The 16,502-nt window shown below is 63.9% G+C and carries 11 protein-coding genes, 1 tRNA gene and 1 pseudogene; 7 read left to right on the top strand and 6 right to left on the bottom strand.

Annotated elements, in window-relative coordinates:
* Positions 1-572 precede the first annotated feature (572 nt).
* Positions 573-1,955, top strand: a complete 1,383-nt coding sequence (locus BL8807_RS04855; RefSeq protein WP_072726916.1) for an ABC transporter permease — start codon at positions 573-575, stop codon at positions 1,953-1,955.
* On the top strand, positions 1,952-3,292 hold the full coding sequence (locus BL8807_RS04850; RefSeq protein ID WP_072726915.1) for an ATP-binding cassette domain-containing protein: 1,341 nt from the start codon (positions 1,952-1,954) through the stop codon (positions 3,290-3,292). Before BL8807_RS04855 ends, BL8807_RS04850 begins: the two co-directional genes overlap by 4 nt.
* Positions 3,293-3,606: 314 nt before the next feature.
* On the opposite strand, the gene BL8807_RS04845 is transcribed toward BL8807_RS04850, so the two are convergent.
* From BL8807_RS04845 to metG, 5 genes are all read right to left on the bottom strand, one after another.
* Entirely contained in the window at positions 3,607-4,311 is a 705-nt protein-coding gene (locus tag BL8807_RS04845; protein WP_072726914.1) for an HD domain-containing protein, read from the bottom strand.
* 228 nt (positions 4,312-4,539) lie between these two features.
* On the bottom strand, positions 4,540-5,397 hold the full coding sequence (locus BL8807_RS04840) for a class II glutamine amidotransferase (protein ID WP_072726913.1): 858 nt from the start codon (positions 5,395-5,397) through the stop codon (positions 4,540-4,542).
* Between the two features lie 232 nt (positions 5,398-5,629).
* On the bottom strand, positions 5,630-7,927 hold the full coding sequence (locus tag BL8807_RS04835; RefSeq protein WP_072726912.1) for a KUP/HAK/KT family potassium transporter: 2,298 nt from the start codon (positions 7,925-7,927) through the stop codon (positions 5,630-5,632).
* A 347-nt stretch (positions 7,928-8,274) separates the two neighbouring features.
* Complete coding sequence (locus tag BL8807_RS04830) at positions 8,275-9,234, bottom strand: TatD family hydrolase (protein WP_072726911.1); 960 nt, start codon at positions 9,232-9,234, stop codon at positions 8,275-8,277.
* A gap of 813 nt (positions 9,235-10,047) precedes the next feature.
* Entirely contained in the window at positions 10,048-11,907 is a 1,860-nt protein-coding gene (gene metG, locus BL8807_RS04825; protein ID WP_072726910.1) for a methionine--tRNA ligase, read from the bottom strand.
* A 300-nt stretch (positions 11,908-12,207) separates the two neighbouring features.
* Between metG and BL8807_RS04820 the strand changes: the two are divergent.
* Together BL8807_RS04820 and BL8807_RS04815 are read left to right on the top strand one after the other, a co-directional pair.
* Positions 12,208-12,756: pseudogene (locus BL8807_RS04820) on the top strand (hypothetical protein); the annotation flags it as partial.
* Between the two features lie 236 nt (positions 12,757-12,992).
* Positions 12,993-13,268, top strand: coding sequence for a variant leucine-rich repeat-containing protein (locus BL8807_RS04815; protein WP_226847481.1), 276 nt, complete (start codon positions 12,993-12,995; stop codon positions 13,266-13,268).
* A 168-nt stretch (positions 13,269-13,436) separates the two neighbouring features.
* Here the strand turns inward: BL8807_RS04815 and rsmI are convergent, their stop codons facing one another.
* A complete protein-coding gene (rsmI, locus tag BL8807_RS04810; protein WP_083570328.1) occupies positions 13,437-14,363 on the bottom strand; it encodes a 16S rRNA (cytidine(1402)-2'-O)-methyltransferase in 927 nt (308 codons plus the stop codon).
* Positions 14,364-14,650: 287 nt separating this feature from the next.
* On the opposite strand from rsmI, the gene BL8807_RS04805 reads away from it, so the two are divergent.
* The 3 genes from BL8807_RS04805 (at position 14,651) to BL8807_RS04795 (ending at position 16,490) form a co-directional block, all read left to right on the top strand.
* Positions 14,651-15,463, top strand: coding sequence for an alpha/beta hydrolase (locus tag BL8807_RS04805; protein ID WP_094725213.1), 813 nt, complete (start codon positions 14,651-14,653; stop codon positions 15,461-15,463).
* 138 nt (positions 15,464-15,601) lie between these two features.
* Positions 15,602-15,689 (top strand) — tRNA-Ser (locus tag BL8807_RS04800).
* A 375-nt stretch (positions 15,690-16,064) separates the two neighbouring features.
* A complete protein-coding gene (locus BL8807_RS04795; protein ID WP_072726935.1) occupies positions 16,065-16,490 on the top strand; it encodes a (deoxy)nucleoside triphosphate pyrophosphohydrolase in 426 nt (141 codons plus the stop codon).
* Positions 16,491-16,502 lie beyond the last annotated feature (12 nt).

Raw genomic sequence — 16,502 nt, 5'->3', positions numbered from 1 at the left:
GCGTGCAGACATGCCTGTTCCTCTCTCATCAGGGTGCGTCTTTGGGAAATCCAAAGCATCACGATAGAGAAAAAAATTCTCGAACAACAGTCTTGTTTTTCTGATTTTCTTGGTGTATAAGGCAGCGGGTTCGCCCGTGAAAAAGCGTCGCATCGCGCCTTGGCCGTGCCCGGACCGCCGACGGCGGCGGTCGAAGCGTCTCTTATCGTGGTCACAGGCAGCCTGCGTTTCGCATTGTGGACGGGGTCGGAGGCTGAATTTACGCGGGGAACGGCGGATCTCCGTAATATGCGTCGCTGATCGGAGGTCATCGGCGTAATATACGCGGCAAACGGCGGAGTTCCGTAATATATGCCACTGACTTGGTCTCAGCGATCGGACTTACGCGAGGCCCCATCAGCACGGCGGCCCACGCCCATGCCACACCATGGCTTTCAGGAAGCATTCAGGTTTTGCTGAGAGGTATAACAGTAACGAACAAGAAAACGCACACATAGCGCGACCATAGTGGTGGCGTAGTCCTGACCGCTGGCGGCTGAGTCGCCGCCGCACGAGAACTGGAGAAGTATCGCATGTTCGTCCTCAGCAACGCTTGGTCGGCGTTGATGCGCCATAAAGGGCGCTCCGCAGCGACCGCGGCCATCGTATTGGTGGTCGTTTTCGGCACCATGACAGCAGCCGCAATCGTGCAGGCGAACACCGAGGCCACCGGTTCCACCCGCGCGGAGCAGACCGCCAACGCGTCCATCCGCCCGACCGCCGCCACATGGGAGAAGGTCTCCGCGACCGATTCGGACTCCACGGAGCAGTATCTGACCTGGAGCGACTACACCACCTTCGCCACCGCGGCCCAAGAAGCGGGCCTCAGCTTCGACTTCACCGTCACCGAGACGGTCCCGGTGCGCGCCACGGACGGCATCACAGCCCTGTCCGGAGGCAGCATCGACGGCGAGGACGACGACACCACCGGCGGCGCGCTGATCTGGCGCGCGTTCTACACGCTGGACGCGGCGCACGCCAACGACATGGGCCGATACAAGGTGATCGAAGGCAAGCATCTGAACTACAGCACCAGCACCACGGACATCACCGGCGCGCTGATCTCGCAGGCCTTCGCCGACGAGAACGGCCTGGAGGTCGGCGACACCTTCGAGGTGGCCACCGCGACCGACGCCGACACCACCTACGAGCTCACCGTGCGCGGCATCTACGAATACGTGGCCGACGCGGACGTCGACAATCCTGTGACCGCCGCGCGCAACCGCGACAACGCGATCTACACGAACTATCCCGCCTTCTCCAACGCCGGTCTGGACCCGACCTCCACCGACGATGTAAGCGGCTGGGAGATTCCCGACCTCGACGTGCTGTTCAACCCCGGCACCGCCGATTCGTACGATTCCTTCGTCACCGCGCTGCAGGACTCCGGCGAGTTGGACGGCTACGAGGTGTCCTCGCCTTCGCTGGAGGCCTACGACGCATCGATCGCCCCGCTGAACAGCGCCGCCTCCACCGCCCGCGTGGTGGGTATCGCATTGGCGGTGGCCGGAGGAGCGGCCGTGCTGGCGGTGTGCTTGGTGGGCGTGTGCGCCCGATCCCGCCGTGATGAGATCGGCATGGCCCTGGCCTCCGGCGTGACCCGCGGACGGCTGGGATGGCAGTTCATGCTTGAGGTGTTCATCGTCACGCTGCCGGCGCTGGCCGTCGGCATACTGGCCGGTGGATTCCTCGCCAAGCCGCTCGGATCCGCCCTGGTGTCGTATGAGACGTCGGTCGGCTCCAGCCTGATCTGGCATTCCATATGGATCGGCTTGGGCGTCGTTTTGGCGATCGCCATCGTGACCGCGCTGCGCACCGTGGCGTTCACGACGCCGCAGTTGTTCGCCGCGGAAGCCTCCGCAGCCACCGATTCCCCCACCCATGACGTCGACGCCGATACGGAGGCCCAGGCATGAGCGAGAACGATCCGATGAACGAGGAGAACACGATGGACGAGACCTTGAGCGACCACAAAACCACCGCCGACGAGACCACGGAGGCTGAGGAAACCACGGAAACCACGGACGAGTCCGCCAACGAGACCACTGCCGGCAAGTCCCACGAGGAATCCGCGACGGACGAAGCCGCCACGGACGACGAAGCCGACGCCGAGGCTTCGATCGAAACGGAAGCCTCCGAGGAGCCCGAAGAAGCCCCCGCTTCGGTCGAGTTCAGCATCGTGTTCGACGAGGACGCGGACGAGGATCTCGTCGCCTTCGACGAGCCCGAATCGACCGACGGACTTGACGCGCTGGGCCTCACCGACGACTTCTCCATCCCGGCCGACATCGCCGAAGAGGCGGACGCGGCCGCAGAGACCGAAACGGATGCCGATGGCGAGTCCTCCCTCGACGAGGATTTCGCCGTGCCGCACAGCTCATCGGCGCAAATCACCGCCGACAACGCCCGCCATGTCGACGAAACGCTGAAACTGGCGCAACAGGACGCGAACGCCGCCGAGGAAACCGTCGACGGACATCCCGTCGACCATGCCGCGGCCGCCGAACCGGCCACCTCGCTCGCCTCGCGCATCGACCGCGAGATCATCAGCGGCAGCGAGGACGCGATCCTGCTCAAGTCGTACCCCACCTTCTCCTTCAACAAGGTGACGCTGGCCGGAGCCAAGGGCAAAGTCGACATCTTCAGCGAGGTGGATTTCGCCTGCCATGCGGGCCATACCTACGCCATCATGCCGATCGGCGATGAGGATATGGACATCCCCACGGACGCCAAGCGCGTCGCGCTGATGGGTCTGATGAGCGGCATGACGTTGCCGACTTCCGGCACGGTGATGAACAAAAGCGCGAACCTGCAGGAGTTGGAGCCCATCGAGCTGCGCGGCCACCGCCTCGGCCTGGTGCCGCAGCGCTACGCCGTGCGCCCGGATCTCGACGCCGAAAGCAACGTGCTGTACGCGATGGAGGCCTCGAACCGCAACTTCCTCAAGCCCAAGCCGGTGATCGCCCGCGAACTGCTGGCCCAGGTCGGCTTCGACGAGGCCACCGCCGGCGTGCCGATCGGCACGCTGCCGCTGGTGCAGCAGCGTCTGGTCGCCATCGCCCGCGCCATCAGCACCGAAGCGCAGGTGCTGATCCTCGACGAGCCGACCCGCGGACTGAACGACGACGAAGCCGTGACGGTGCTGAAGGCGCTGTCCAAGCTGGCGCACAGCGGCGATCCGAAGCATTGCGTGATCATCGTCACCACCGATCAGGAGGTCGCCGACACCGCCGACCAGACCATCCGTGTCTGACGGCGCGCGATTCCGTCATCCACGCCATCCGTGACCCAAAGGGCCGGTCCCACATAACGGACCGGCCCTTCCGCGTATCCCCAACGGGCCTTCCCACATGCGGCCGGACCGGCCCGATTTCGTCATCGTCAAAGCCACACAAGGCACGGCCCTCCCACATGCGGCCGGACCGGCCCATCGCCTCGCCGGGGCATCTCGCGGATCCCACCTGCGCAATCGCCTATACCTCGCACCCTGCGAACCATAACGCGGCGAACCAATCGCAGGCTCCACGGACTGGCCGGCCCGTCACGTAAGGCCCCACGGGACGGGCCTCAGATCATGCGCATGCCGTATTCGGCGGCCAGCGCGGGGATGTCCGGCACGCCGTATTGTTCGACGGCGTCAAGCCAGCGGCGTTTGTTCTCCTCGCCGAAGCGTTCGGCGCGGGCCGTGTAGGCATCCACGGAAAGGAATTTGGGCGGCACCGACTTGCTGTGGTATTTGTCGGCCACCATCACCGCCTCCTGCTCGAGGTTCATCGGCACGTAGTCGTCGGGCGGCAACGGCAGCCCCTGGCGTTCCACATCCTCGCGCGTGAGCCCCACGCCCGTGTGGTTGCGCGCGAATTGGGCGATCTCCTCGCTCACGCCCTCGCCGATCAGGTATTCGTAGCCCAGCAGGCCGTGCAGAATATAGCGTTTTTTGCTGAACTTGAGCTCCTCGCCGTCCGTGCCATCGTGCTTGAGCACGCGATAGGTGCCGATGTCATGCAGCAGGCCGCCGATCATCGTCAGACGCTCATCCAACAGACGCGGCGGCGTCGTGCCGCCCGTCACGCCATCGGTCGGCGGCACCTCCCCGCCTTGAGGCAGCGTGCATTGGCACACGAACAGCGCGTTCCGCCGGCGCGCCAGCTGGCAGGCGATTCGGGACACGATCACGCAATGGGTATGCACCAGCTCATAGGCCGCCTCGGAGGGCGCGATCTTCCTATGCAGCTCGTCGATTTGCTCCAATGTAGGCACGAATCCATCCATGCCCACATTGTAAGCCGTACGTTGTGCGGGCAGTGCGGGGCACAGGGATTCCGTCCAGCATCGTTGGAGATCCTTCGACACCGCTACGCTCCGCTCAGGATGACATTGGTAGTGGTATTCGTCATGCTGAGCGGAGTGCAACGAAGTCGAAGCATCTCCACAGGACGCTCCCATGCTTGACATGCTATAGGAGCATCGAAAAAGGAAAGACGGGCCTATATCTGCTGTTCAGATGGAACGCAGGTGGAAGGTGCCGTCGCGGTTGGAGGCCACGATCATCTGGTCGTTCTCCAAGTCGGCCCAGCCCGCCTCGGCAGGCTGCTCGTATCCGGACGACGTCACCACCACGCCGGCCTTGCCGCGCAGCTCACGGTAGCGCATCACACGGTAGTCGTGCGCCTGCTCGCCGCGGCCATACTCCTCGTAGACCTCCACGATGCGCGCGCTGGTGCGTTCGCGCCCGGCCGCGCATAGGGCGATGAACTGGTCGTTGCTTTGGATCATGCAGTTGTAGCTGGAGCGCGGATACGCCTGCCGCAGTTCGCGCACCGCCTGGGAGACGGCTTCGTCGAGCGCGAAGCCGAAGCCGATGTATTCGAGGATCACGGCGAAGAAGATCGCGGAGTCGCTGCGTCCGCCGGTGGAGAGGAACACGGGCTGGCTCACCGGATATGTGCGATTGGTGGTGATGTTGCGGCCGTGCGAATCGGAGATGTCGCCGTTGTGGATGAAGCTCAGTCCGTTGGCGAAGAACGGCTGCTGGTTCTCCATGATCAGCGGCAGATTCGAGCTGGCGAGACGCAGATGCCACAGGGCGCCGCGCGCGGGCTCGTTGGACAGGGTCGCGAACGTGCTGTCGTGGCGCGCGGGAACGGTCGACTTGTACAGTTTGGTGTTCGTTTCGGGCGTGGGCGCGCCGCCGTCGGCCGCGTCGGCACGCTCGGAAGGACTGACGACCTGCGCCACGCCCCATCCGTCGTTATGGATTTCGGAAAGCTCGCGGAAGTCCGAGACGAGCCGGTCGCCCAGGATATCGCAAAGACTGGCGTTCTCGCCGGCCGTCGCGTATCCCAGTAATCTGCACATAACAGCTCACCATAACGCACATAGGTTACGACGTGCGGCAACGGTTATAACCGTTGCCTATAACCGCCTCATACAGGGCGTAATTCGAGTTTGGTGTGCCAGGTTCGTCGAACAGGGCGAATTTCACACACCAAACTTTCGAATCAAACGTTTTACATGAGCGCCTCTCCGCAAAGCCACACACCAAACTCGGTATCGGGCTGCGCAAGCCCGATACCGGGGGTGCCGAACGCTAGGCGGCCGGCTTGTCCGCGCCGCCCTTGGCGGCGGCCGCCGCGGCCTCGCTGACCTTGTCGACCGACGGGACGGGCGCCGGATGCGCCACATCGGTGCGCTTGAGGCGCGGAGGCCTGCGCGTGCTCACGAACAGCGGCTGCACCTCCACCAGCGGGTTGTAGGGCGCCAGACCGAACCATTTGACCGGGGAGCCGGCCACATGGCGGATCGCGTACTTCGCGGACAGCGACAGGGCGCCGCGCTGCGAAACCTTCGACTCCGGCATCAGCGCCTTGTGGATCAGCACATAGCGAATCGTGCCGATGCCCGGATCGGCGTCCACCTTCGGATACACGGACTTCTGCTTGGGAAGCTCGCCGGTTTTCGACAGGTCGTGCATGATCTGGTGCAGGTAGGCGGGAATCGACTGCGACACCTTGAACCCCAGACGGATGCGCACGCGGAACACATAGTTGGTGCCGAAGTCCTCCACCGAGTATTCGCGGGTGAACGGCTCGTCCGAGGTCTCCACGCTCACCGCCCACCAGGCGCGGGCGCGCTTGGGATGGTCGGCGAAGATCGAGAAGAAGATGTCGGTGTCGAGCCGCTTCATCTCGCAATCGGATGTCAGGTAGACGATGTTGTCCGCGAAGTAGGGCACGCGGAAGTCGCCGTGCAGCTTGTCGAGCGCGGGCAGGAAGTCCTTCGGCTGCATGTGGCGGCGCTGGGCGCGCTCGAGTTTGGTGCCCTCGTTCCACGTGTACATGATGAACAGGATCGCCAGCGTGAGCAGGATGGTGAACCAGCCGCCGTGCAGGAACTTCGCCATGGACGCCACGAAGAACAGCATCTGGATGGCCAGGAACACCACGGTGAACACCACGGCCCACACGCGCTTGCCCTGATACCACAGGTAGACGCCCAGCAGCACGGTGGTGGTGATCATCGTGATCGTCAACGCCAGACCGTAGGCGGCGGAGATATGCTCGGAATCCTTGAAGATGGCGAGCACCGCCAGCGTGGCCACGCACAGCACGATGTTGACGACGGGGATATACAGCTGGCCGCGGGTGCGGGCCGGATAGCGCACCTGCAGATGCGGCATCCAGTTGAGGCGCGTGGCTTCGGAGACCATGGTGAACGCGCCGGTGATCAGCGCCTGGCTGGCGATGACGCCGGCCGCGACCGACAGCACGACGGCCAGATAGCGCACGTTCGGGCTCATCATCTGGAAGAACGGGTTAAGAGTCTGCGCGTCGGCGAAGGCCGGATTGTTCTGGTTCTTGAGGATCCACGCGCCCTGGCCGAAGTAGCACAGCACCAGCGCCACCTTGATGAACGGCCAGGTGAAGTAGATGTTGCCGCGCCCCACATGTCCCATATCGGAGTAGAGCGCCTCGGCGCCGGTGGTGGAGAGGAACACGGTGCCCATCAGGGCGATGCCGGCGGCGTTGTGCGGGCTGAACAGGAATTTGACGCCGTACACCGGGTTGAGCGCCTCGAACACGCTCCAGTCGTTGGACAGGTTCACCAAGCCGACGATGGCGAGGAAGGAGAACCACACGAGCACCACGGAGCCGAACACCTTGCCGATGCGTTCGGTGCCGCGCGACTGCATGGAGAACAGCAGCAGGATGATGACCACGGTGATCATCAGCGTCAGCGACGTGTTCTCCTCGAACAGCGGCTCGAAGAGCGGAATCGTCTCCAAACCTTCGACGGCGGAGCTGATCGACACGGCCGGGGTAAGCACCGAATCGGCGAGGAAGGCCGCGCCGCCCAGCATGGCGGGGATCACCAGCCACGCGCCGCGGCGGCGAATCAGCGAATACAGCGCGAAGATGCCGCCTTCGCCGTTGTTGTCGATGCGCATGGCGATCAGCACGTATTTGACGGTGGTGATCAACGTGATCGACCAGAACACCAGCGACAGCATGCCGAGCACAGCCTCGCGGTCGGCGTTCGCGATGCCGCCCTGGCCGGAGAGGAAGGTCTGCGCGGTGTAGAGCGGCGAGGTTCCGATGTCGCCGTAGACCACGCCGAGCGCGACGATGGCCATGCCCCAGCTGAACCGGTCGGGGCCGGACTGCAGGCGGGCCCACCATCGGCCCAGAGGCCCGCGGGTATGGCTTTTGGCGAGACGCGCGGCCTCCTTGTCTTCGGCCTCCTGCTGCTTGGCGAGCTCCTCCCGCTCCTCCCGGGTCAGCGTGCGCCGGGAGACTTTGGGCGCGTTGGTGAAGGTGTCGGCCCTGAGCAGGGCCTCATCCTCACGGGTTGTTGCGCGCGACTTGTTATTATGCGTTGACTCCGCCATGCCGCATCCTCCATTGGCGGAGATCCACTCCGCTCATGAACGGTTCGATGTGAACCCTTATGGAATACGTTAGTATCCCGACGAACTTCTCACAAACAAGCCGCCAGTATAAGCCTGTCGCGCCCCGCAGGCAAACCGGGCGGAAAGCGTCCCCGTTCCAGCCGCATGCGCGTGGGATTCCTTCATCATCGCATGTGGCGGTTTCGATGACTAAGGTTCCAGGCGTGCGCGTGAGATTCCTCGACTTCGCTCGGAATGACGAGAATGACGTCATCCCGAACAGGGCACGGCCGTTCCCGCCGTCATCCCGAGCGGAGCGAAGCGGAGTCGAGGGATCCCACCGACCCTCACAGGCCATAGACGGTGGTGACGACCTCTCGGGTGGCCCGCGCCACCTCGACCACGGACACATCCATCGCCTCGGCGAGCGCACTCAGCGTGTAGGGGATCATATACGGCGCGTTGGTGCGTCCACGGTAGGGCATGGGGGTGAGGTAGGGCGCGTCGGTCTCCACCATGATGTGATCCAATCCCACTTCGCGGGCCGACTCGCGGATGCCGTCGTTGCCCTTGTATCCCACCGTGCCGGAGAAACTCAGGTACCAGCCATGTTCGCTTGCGATCTGCGCCATCTCACGGTCGCCGGAGTAGGAATGGAATACGGTGTACGCGGGAGCGCCGTCCCTGAGCAGCGTTTCGATGACCTCGCGGTGCGCGTCGCGGTCGTGGATCTGCAGGGGCAGGCCGAGCTCCTTGGCGAGGGAGATATGCGCGCGGAAAGCCTCGCGTTGCAGTTCCATCGCACCTTCGCCGGTGCGGAACAGGTCCATGCCGGTCTCGCCGATGGCCAGGACCTGGTCGGGATAGGCGACGGCGAGGCGGTGCACTTCGCCGAGCGCGTCCTCGAAGCTCACGTCGTGGTAGTCCTTGTAGGTGAGCGGCAGCCCGTCAGGCCCGGGCACGGCGCGGTGGCCGTGGCGCACGGATTCGTTGGGGTGTATTGCGAGCGCCGCGTGCACGATACCTGGATGATCAAGCGCCATCTGCACGGCGGTCATCAGGTGCGGCAGCTCGCAACCGCACTCGATAATACCCTCAACGCCAACGGATTGCGCCTGTGCGAGCAGTTCGTCCACATCGTAGACGGGAACCGCGGGCAGTCCTTTGGCTTCGGCCTCGTGGCTGACGGCCTTGGAGAAGGGCACGACGGAGGCCAGATGGGTGTGGTTGTCGATGACGCAGGCGTCTTCCGGCAATGCCTCGGGTGCCGGCGCCCAGCTGCGGTCGCGGTGTTTGTTCTTGCTCATGAGAGCCCAGTGTAGCGGGCGTCGCGCCGGCGGCCACCCGAAAAAAGAGAAACCCGGCGGAGGGAGCCGCCGGGTGAGAGAGAAGAGAGAAGAAGGGTTCAGTTATGGGGTTCCGAGGAACCTCGCCAGCAGGTTCATCTGCTGACATGTTCTATATAACCGCCCTTTCCTTGGCGGTACGATGCGTGTTCCTGTGAATTGACTTGGCGGTTTGTGACGGGTTTGTGATGCCGTGCCGCCGCATGCGTGCAATCCGCCGCCGAACCGCCACCAAGACACCATCGCCAAGCCGCCACCAAGCCGCCATCGTCGGCCGAGTTACGGCACCAACGCCGTCCGATTACTACTGCCACCAACACCGACACCGGCACCAACACCGACACCGGCACCGGCACCGGCACCGGCACCGGCACCGGCCGATCCACCACACATTAACTAGACCAATCACCACCACCGGCCGATCCACCACACATCAACCGGACCAATCAATCACCACCACCAACCAGACCAATCACCACCGCCAACCGGGCCAATCACCACCATCAACAAAGACCGATTACCACCGACACCGGCCAGACCACCAATGCCGCACAGCCGCCACCACCTTCATGGCACAATCCGACGGGGTGTACCAGAAGATCCCGTGAAACAACGCGAATCACAATGTTTCACGACACAATCCGACGGGGGATACCAAAAGGTCCCGTGAAACACATATCACTGTTTCACGGGACCTTCAGAACTTGGGACCGACATATGCAACCGGACGTATGACCAATGCGGCGGCCACACGCCCGGGCGTCACGGCTGCGATCAGGCGAGCTTGGCCTGTTCGGCGGCCAGACGCTGCGCTTCGGCCTCACGGCGAGCAGCGAGCTCGGCATCGAATCGCGCCAGCTCCTCCTCGACGGCCTCCTTCGGAATCTTCGCGAAGATCGGCTCCGGCTTGGCGACGGGCGCGCCGACCTCGATCGGCTCGCTCTTCCATGGATGCACGTTCACGCCCAGCTCGTAGTCGCCGGTGATGATCGGATAGGTGAAGCCCGGCTTGTCGAGATCCTCGACCTCGCGCAGCTCGGGCAGCGGCGAGAACACGCCGGTGCCGCCGAGCGCCTCCCACACCTTCTGCGCGGCGTGCGGCAGGAACGGCGCGAGCAGGTGGTTCGCGTCGGAGACGGCCTGCGCGGCGACATGCAACACCGTGGCCAGTCGCGCCTCGTCATCCTTGATCTTCCACGGCTCGGTGGCGGAGATGTACTTGTTGATGTCGCCGACCACGCGCATGGCCTCGCCCAACGCGTTCTTCTGACGATGCGATTCAATGGACGAGCCGACCACATCGAACGCCGCTGCGGTCTCCTCCAGGAGACCACGGTCCATTTCGGTCATGGAATCCTCGTCGAGCGCGGGGATCTCGCCGAAGTTCTTGTGGATCAGGTTGGCCACGCGGTTGACCAGATTGCCCCAGGAGGCGGCCAGCTCCTCGTTGTTGTGGCGCACGAACTCGGCCCACGTGAAGTCGGAGTCGGAGGATTCCGGCCCGGCCACGGAGATGTAGTAGCGCACGGCGTCCACGGGGTAGCGCGCGAGGATGTCCTTCACGTAGATGACGATGCCGCGCGAGGACGAGAACTTCTTGCCCTCCATGGTCATGAACTCGCTCGCCACGACCTGCTCGGGCATGTTGAGCGGGCCGTATTCGCCGGTTTCGCCGCCCTTGGAACCGTCGCCGTTGTAGGAGAGCATCTCGGAGGGCCAGATCTGCGAATGGAAGGTGATGTTGTCCTTGCCCATGAAGTAGTAGCCCGGGGTCGCCGGATCGTTCCACCAGGCGCGCCACGCCTCCGGATCCCCCTTGCGACGGGCCCATTCGATGGAGGCCGACAGGTAGCCGATCACCGCGTCGAACCACACGTACAGTTTCTTGTTCGGATTGTCGATCCATCCCTCCACCGGCACGGGGATGCCCCAGTCGATGTCGCGGGTGATGGCGCGCGGCTTGACCTCGGCGAACAGGCCGAGCGAGAAGTTGATGACGTTGGTGCGCCAGCCCTTGCGGGTCTCAAGCCACGCCTTGTTGGCTTCGGCGAGCGCCGGCAGGTCGAGGAAGTAGTGTTCGGTCTCTTCGAAACGCGGGGTTTCGCCGTTGATTTTGGAGACGGGGTTGATCAGCTCGTCCGGGTCGAGCTCGTTGCCGCAGGCGTCGCACTGGTCGCCGCGCGCGCCTTCGGTATGGCAGATCGGGCACTCGCCTTCGATGTAGCGGTCGGGCAAGGTGCGTCCGGTGGACGGGGAGATCGCCACCTGCTGGGTGCCTTTATAGATGTATCCGTTGTCGAGGCACTGCTTGAACAGCTCCTGCACCACATGCTCGTGGTTGCCGGTGGTGGTGCGGGTGAACAGGTCGTAGCTCAGGCCCAGATCGGCGAGGTCCTTGGCGATCACGCGGTTGTAGCGGTTCGCCAGTTCCTGCGCGCTCAATCCCTCCTTCTCCGCCTCGACGAGGATCGGAGTGCCGTGCTCGTCGGTACCGGACACCATCAGCACGTCGTTGCCCTTCATGCGCTCGTAGCGCGCGTAGACATCGGAGGGCACGCCGAAACCGGCCACGTGTCCGATATGACGGGGACCGTTCGCGTACGGCCAAGCAACATTCACCAAAACATGACTCATAGTCCACGATTATCAGGCGCGGCGGGGACAGGCGGCATTCCCGGCATCCGGCGCGCCCCACACGTGCGCGGACGAGTAATCCACAGACATATCCACATGACCGGCACGCGAGAGAGAAGTTGTCCACTTATCCACCATTTCGGGCGAGGCGGTGGCGCGACCCGCACGCGTATGCCTATGGTCTCCCTCATGAACGATTCACCCACCATCGCCATGGCGGCGAACCCACCCGTCCAAGCCGCGCGCGACGACGCGACGCCAGCGCCGGCACCGCCCCCACCCGCAGACCAAACCCAACCCATGGTGCCGTCCATCCTCTACACCAAGGACCTGCCGGGGCCGCTGAGCCTCAACCGATTGTCCGAGTTCGGCACGCTGCGCAAACTCGACGAAACCGCCGGCTATTGGAGCGAACACGGCGGCACCCTGTACGGACGCGCGACGATCGTCGCCACCGTGACGCCCTATTCGACCGTCGCCTGCTCCGCGACCGCCGCATGGGTGTGGCTGGGCGGCGCGTTCCCACGCACGCTTGACGTGATCTCCAAGTCGCATTTCCGCTCCGTCAGCGTGGGCCGCCGAATCCGCGTGTTCAAGCGCCACACATCGGACGACCAGGTGATGCGCATCGCCGAACTGTCGCTCACCACACCGCAACGCACGGCCTGCGACCTGGTGATGATGCCGGAGGCCATCCCCGACCCGCTCGAAATCCGGGAGACCATCGGCGCGCTGATGTCCACATACCGCTTCAATCCCTCGGACTGCCTGGATATCGTGAAGCAATGCCGCTACCACAAGTTCGCGGCCCGCGCCCGCATGTTCTTCGAGTCCATGCAGCGCGACCTGCTCAGCGAGCCGCCCGACGCGGCGTTCGCCTACCCGCGGGACGCGCCCTTCGACATGCGGCTTGTTCCCTCCCGCACGGCGGCGTCCATCCGTTCGGCGGCCCCGCTGCCGCTGCGCCCGCAGGCGATGGCGGTCACGGCATGACGCCGCGGCGACGGACACGCAGGGCGCGACGGCTCAGTCGACTGCGCCACACGCACCGGTTACGCCGCGTCCTGCTCCGGGATGATGCGGAAGTGGGCGAATCTCCGCCTGACGCCGGGCGCGGCGGCGGGCCGCATGTGATGCGGCCGCCCGAGCCGCCGATCGCATTGACCCCTCTGGTGGCGTGCGACCCGTCGACCGATACGCAAGTGCTGTGGCACATCGCCCGCGAAGCGCCGGAATTGCGCCGCTGGCTGGTTGCCAACCCACGGGCCGATGCCGAATTATTGGAGTTCGTCTCCCAACAAGGCGGCCCCGGCGTGCGTCGGGCGTTGGAGGTGCTGCTGCGCTCGCTTGAGGACGGGTAGGCGCGCGGTGGCGGGATGGGCGCGATGCCATGACGACCGCCAGACCAGCATCAGCCAAGGGCCGCCGCCACGCGGCGGATCCCCGCACGAGGTCCGCTCAAACGGCTATCCCGCACGACAGCAAGCCGGTGCCACGCAGCGACTCGAGCAGAGCGAGACGCGGCGGCCTCAGCCTTTGAGTTTCAGCACCGCGGCATACACCTGCTTGCGGTTGGCGAGACTGCCATCCGGATTGGGATGCTCCTCGACGACCTGCGTGATCGCCTCTTTGATGCGCAACCCGTCCTCCAACGCGCGGTCGATGGCCAACACGGCCATATCCTCGACGGAAAGCGCGGCGGGCGCGGCGGCCTGCGCCTCCTCGTCGGACGCGCCGCCAATCACCAGCACCATCTCACCGCGCGGCGGATCGGAGATCACCGTCTCACGGATATGCGCGATGCTGCCGCGGCGAATCTCCTCATATTCCTTGGTCAACTCGCGACACAGCGCCATCGGGCGGTTCGGGCCGAAGCCCTCCAGCAGGTCGTCCATCGCGTCGGCGATGCGGTGGGGCGTCTCGTAGAAGACGATGGTGCGGCGCTCGCCCTGCAGAGCGCGCAGATACTGCATGCGTTCGGCATGCTTGCGCGGCAGGAAGCCCTCATAGCAGAAGCGGTCGGTCGGCAGTCCGGAGAGGGCCAGCGCGTCGAGCACCGCGGAGGGGCCGGGCGCGCAGGTGACGGGCAGGCCGCGTTCGATGGCGCGGCGCACGATCGCAAGCCCCGGATCGTTGATGGTGGGCATGCCCGCGTCGGAGACGACGAGGACGGTCGCGCCGGTTTCGACCTGGTCGAGCAGGCCGTCGGATTTGTCGCGCTCGTTGTGGTCATGGTAGGCGATGACGCGGCCGCCCACCCGCACACCCAGACGGTTCGCAAGATCGAACAGACGGCGGGTGTCCTCCGCCGCGACGATGTCCGCGCGTTCCAGCAAGGCCTTGAGACGGTCGGAGGCGTCGGATGAGTTGCCGATCGGCGTGGCCGCCAGCACCACGGTTCCTTTGGGGATGGCGACATGGTGGGTCGCCGTTTGGTCGTCGTGTTCCATCGTCATACGCCCAGTATCCCCCAAGCCCGGCACAACCGGTCGCACACGGGTCCTCCTGGTCGTCCGGGGTTGACGAGCCGGTGGTACCGGGCACAACCGGTCGCGCACGGGTCTTCCCCAAAGCAGGCAGCGTGCGACTTTTCCGAACAGGTAAGCGACAATCGAACATTGCGCATTTTGGCGGAATCTCGCCATATTGCTGATTTTCATGTTCGTTTCGCCCCGCAAAAGGGTCACACGGACGGTACGGACCACATCAATCGTGCGACCCCGCCTTCCACTATCATCAAACCATGCACTACCTCGAGCGGACCATCGACGGCGGCAAGGCGCGTTTCGTCGCCTATGCACCCAGCAACACCCCGGAAGTCGACCCCGACCTCCGCCGCACGGCGGTTCTCATCATCCCCGGCGGCGGATACGCGATGACCTCCGATCGGGAGGCGGAACCCATCGCTCTGCGATTCCTCGCGGAAGGATATGCGGCGTTCGTCCTGCGATACTCGGTCGCGCCGGACGTGTACCCGACGGCACTGCTGCAGGCGGCCGAGGCGATGCGGCTGATACGCGCCCATGCCGACGAATGGCATGTGGACGCGGGTCGAGTCGCGGTGCTTGGATTCTCTGCAGGCGGACATCTGGCCGCGAACCTCGCCACCACAGCGGGTGACGGCGACTTGCGCGAGCACGGCATCGACCCGGATGCGGTGCGCCCGAACGCGCTGATGCTCGCCTATCCAGTCATCACCTCCGGTCCGATGGCGCATCGCGGCAGCTTCGAAAACCTGCTCGGGAACCGCAAAGACGACGCCGCGTTGCGGGCCGAACTGTCGATTGAACGCCATATCGACGCGAAGACGCCTCCCGTATTCGTCTGGCACACGATGACCGACGGAAGTGTGCCCGTGGAGAACACGCTGATGCTGGTGCAGGCCTGCCGCGACGCCGGTGTAAGCGTTGAAGCGCATCTGTTCCCCGAGGGGCCGCACGGATTGGCGCTGGGAACCGCCCAAACCGCGCGCGCCGGACAGGCGGAAGATATCGTCCCCTGCGTGCAGCACTGGCCTGAACTGGCCGCCGCGTGGCTGGAGCGTACGTTCGCGTGATGGTCACGTGATGGTCGCGCGGCGGTCACGCACAGCCTCACGCCACGCCCACGCCACGCGGAGGTTTCGCTTATCCGCAAGACGTGGTATCTTATTTCGAGTTGCGCGCAAAACCCGCTGGACGGGGATGAACGCACTGGAGGATTCGCCTAGTGGTCTATGGCGCACGCTTGGAAAGCGTGTTGGTGTAACAGCCTCACGAGTTCGAATCTCGTATCCTCCGCCATCAGGGATTTTCGGTTTTTCGAAAATCCCTTTTTTCATGCTCAAAACAGGGGTTATAGGCCAAACTGCATGTCCGGAGTCTTTACCCTTTAGGGATTTATGCGGCAACAACGAGTTTGGTGTGTCGGTTTTGCCGAACAAGGCCGATTTCGTACACCAAACTCGAGAATCAATCGTTTTATGCGAGCAAGGCTCGATGCCCCAACACACCAAACTCTCCACGGCCTCATTCAAACACGCATTCGACGGATGAATCCGCACACCAGACGCTTCAGAAAAGGAACGCTTCGTCCTTGTCGATCCGCGGCGTCGCATGGCGTCAGATGTATCCTGGATCCATCCAAAACTCATTAAGCGGAACGGGACGTGTGAGCATATGACAGAAAGCGAAGTCAGCGGCCGCAAGGTGATTCGAGTCGTCGGAGCCGCCATTATGAAAGACGACATGGTGTTATGCGCACAACGCGGCAAGGGGAAGTCTTTGGCGGACTACTGGGAATTCCCGGGAGGCAAGATAGAGCCGCATGAAACCGCTCGCGAGGCATTGCACCGTGAAATCGAAGAGGAGCTGCTTTGCGAAATCGAAATAGCCGAGGAACTGTGCACATCCACATATGTTTATGACTTCGGCACAGTGCAATTAACGACGTTTCTATGCCACCTTATTGAGGGCACTCCACATCTAACTGAACACCAAAGGATATGTTGGCTCATGCCGGCAAAACTGCCCGATCTGGACTGGGCGCCGGCGGATCGGGAAGCCGTACGCCTTATCGCCACAGCGACTCGGACACGTCAGTAATCAAGCAGGGAC

The sequence above is a fragment of the Bifidobacterium lemurum genome (genome assembly GCF_014898175.1).
Taxonomy (GTDB): Bacteria; Actinomycetota; Actinomycetes; order Actinomycetales; family Bifidobacteriaceae; genus Bifidobacterium; species Bifidobacterium lemurum.
This window is presented reverse-complemented; position numbering and strand designations above follow the sequence as displayed.

Bases quoted from the DNA above. Each gene is read 5' to 3' on its own strand.
- BL8807_RS04855 (WP_072726916.1), top strand. From the start codon at position 573: ATGTTCGTCCTCAGCAACGCTTGGTCGGCGTTGATGCGCCATAAAGGG.
- BL8807_RS04850 (WP_072726915.1), top strand. From the start codon at position 1,952: ATGAGCGAGAACGATCCGATGAACGAGGAGAACACGATGGACGAGACC.
- BL8807_RS04845 (WP_072726914.1), bottom strand. From the start codon at position 4,311: ATGGATGGATTCGTGCCTACATTGGAGCAAATCGACGAGCTGCATAGG.
- BL8807_RS04840 (WP_072726913.1), bottom strand. From the start codon at position 5,397: ATGTGCAGATTACTGGGATACGCGACGGCCGGCGAGAACGCCAGTCTT.
- BL8807_RS04835 (WP_072726912.1), bottom strand. From the start codon at position 7,927: ATGGCGGAGTCAACGCATAATAACAAGTCGCGCGCAACAACCCGTGAG.
- BL8807_RS04830 (WP_072726911.1), bottom strand. From the start codon at position 9,234: ATGAGCAAGAACAAACACCGCGACCGCAGCTGGGCGCCGGCACCCGAG.
- metG (WP_072726910.1), bottom strand. From the start codon at position 11,907: ATGAGTCATGTTTTGGTGAATGTTGCTTGGCCGTACGCGAACGGTCCC.
- rsmI (WP_083570328.1), bottom strand. From the start codon at position 14,363: ATGACGATGGAACACGACGACCAAACGGCGACCCACCATGTCGCCATC.
- BL8807_RS04805 (WP_094725213.1), top strand. From the start codon at position 14,651: ATGCACTACCTCGAGCGGACCATCGACGGCGGCAAGGCGCGTTTCGTC.
- BL8807_RS04795 (WP_072726935.1), top strand. From the start codon at position 16,065: ATGACAGAAAGCGAAGTCAGCGGCCGCAAGGTGATTCGAGTCGTCGGA.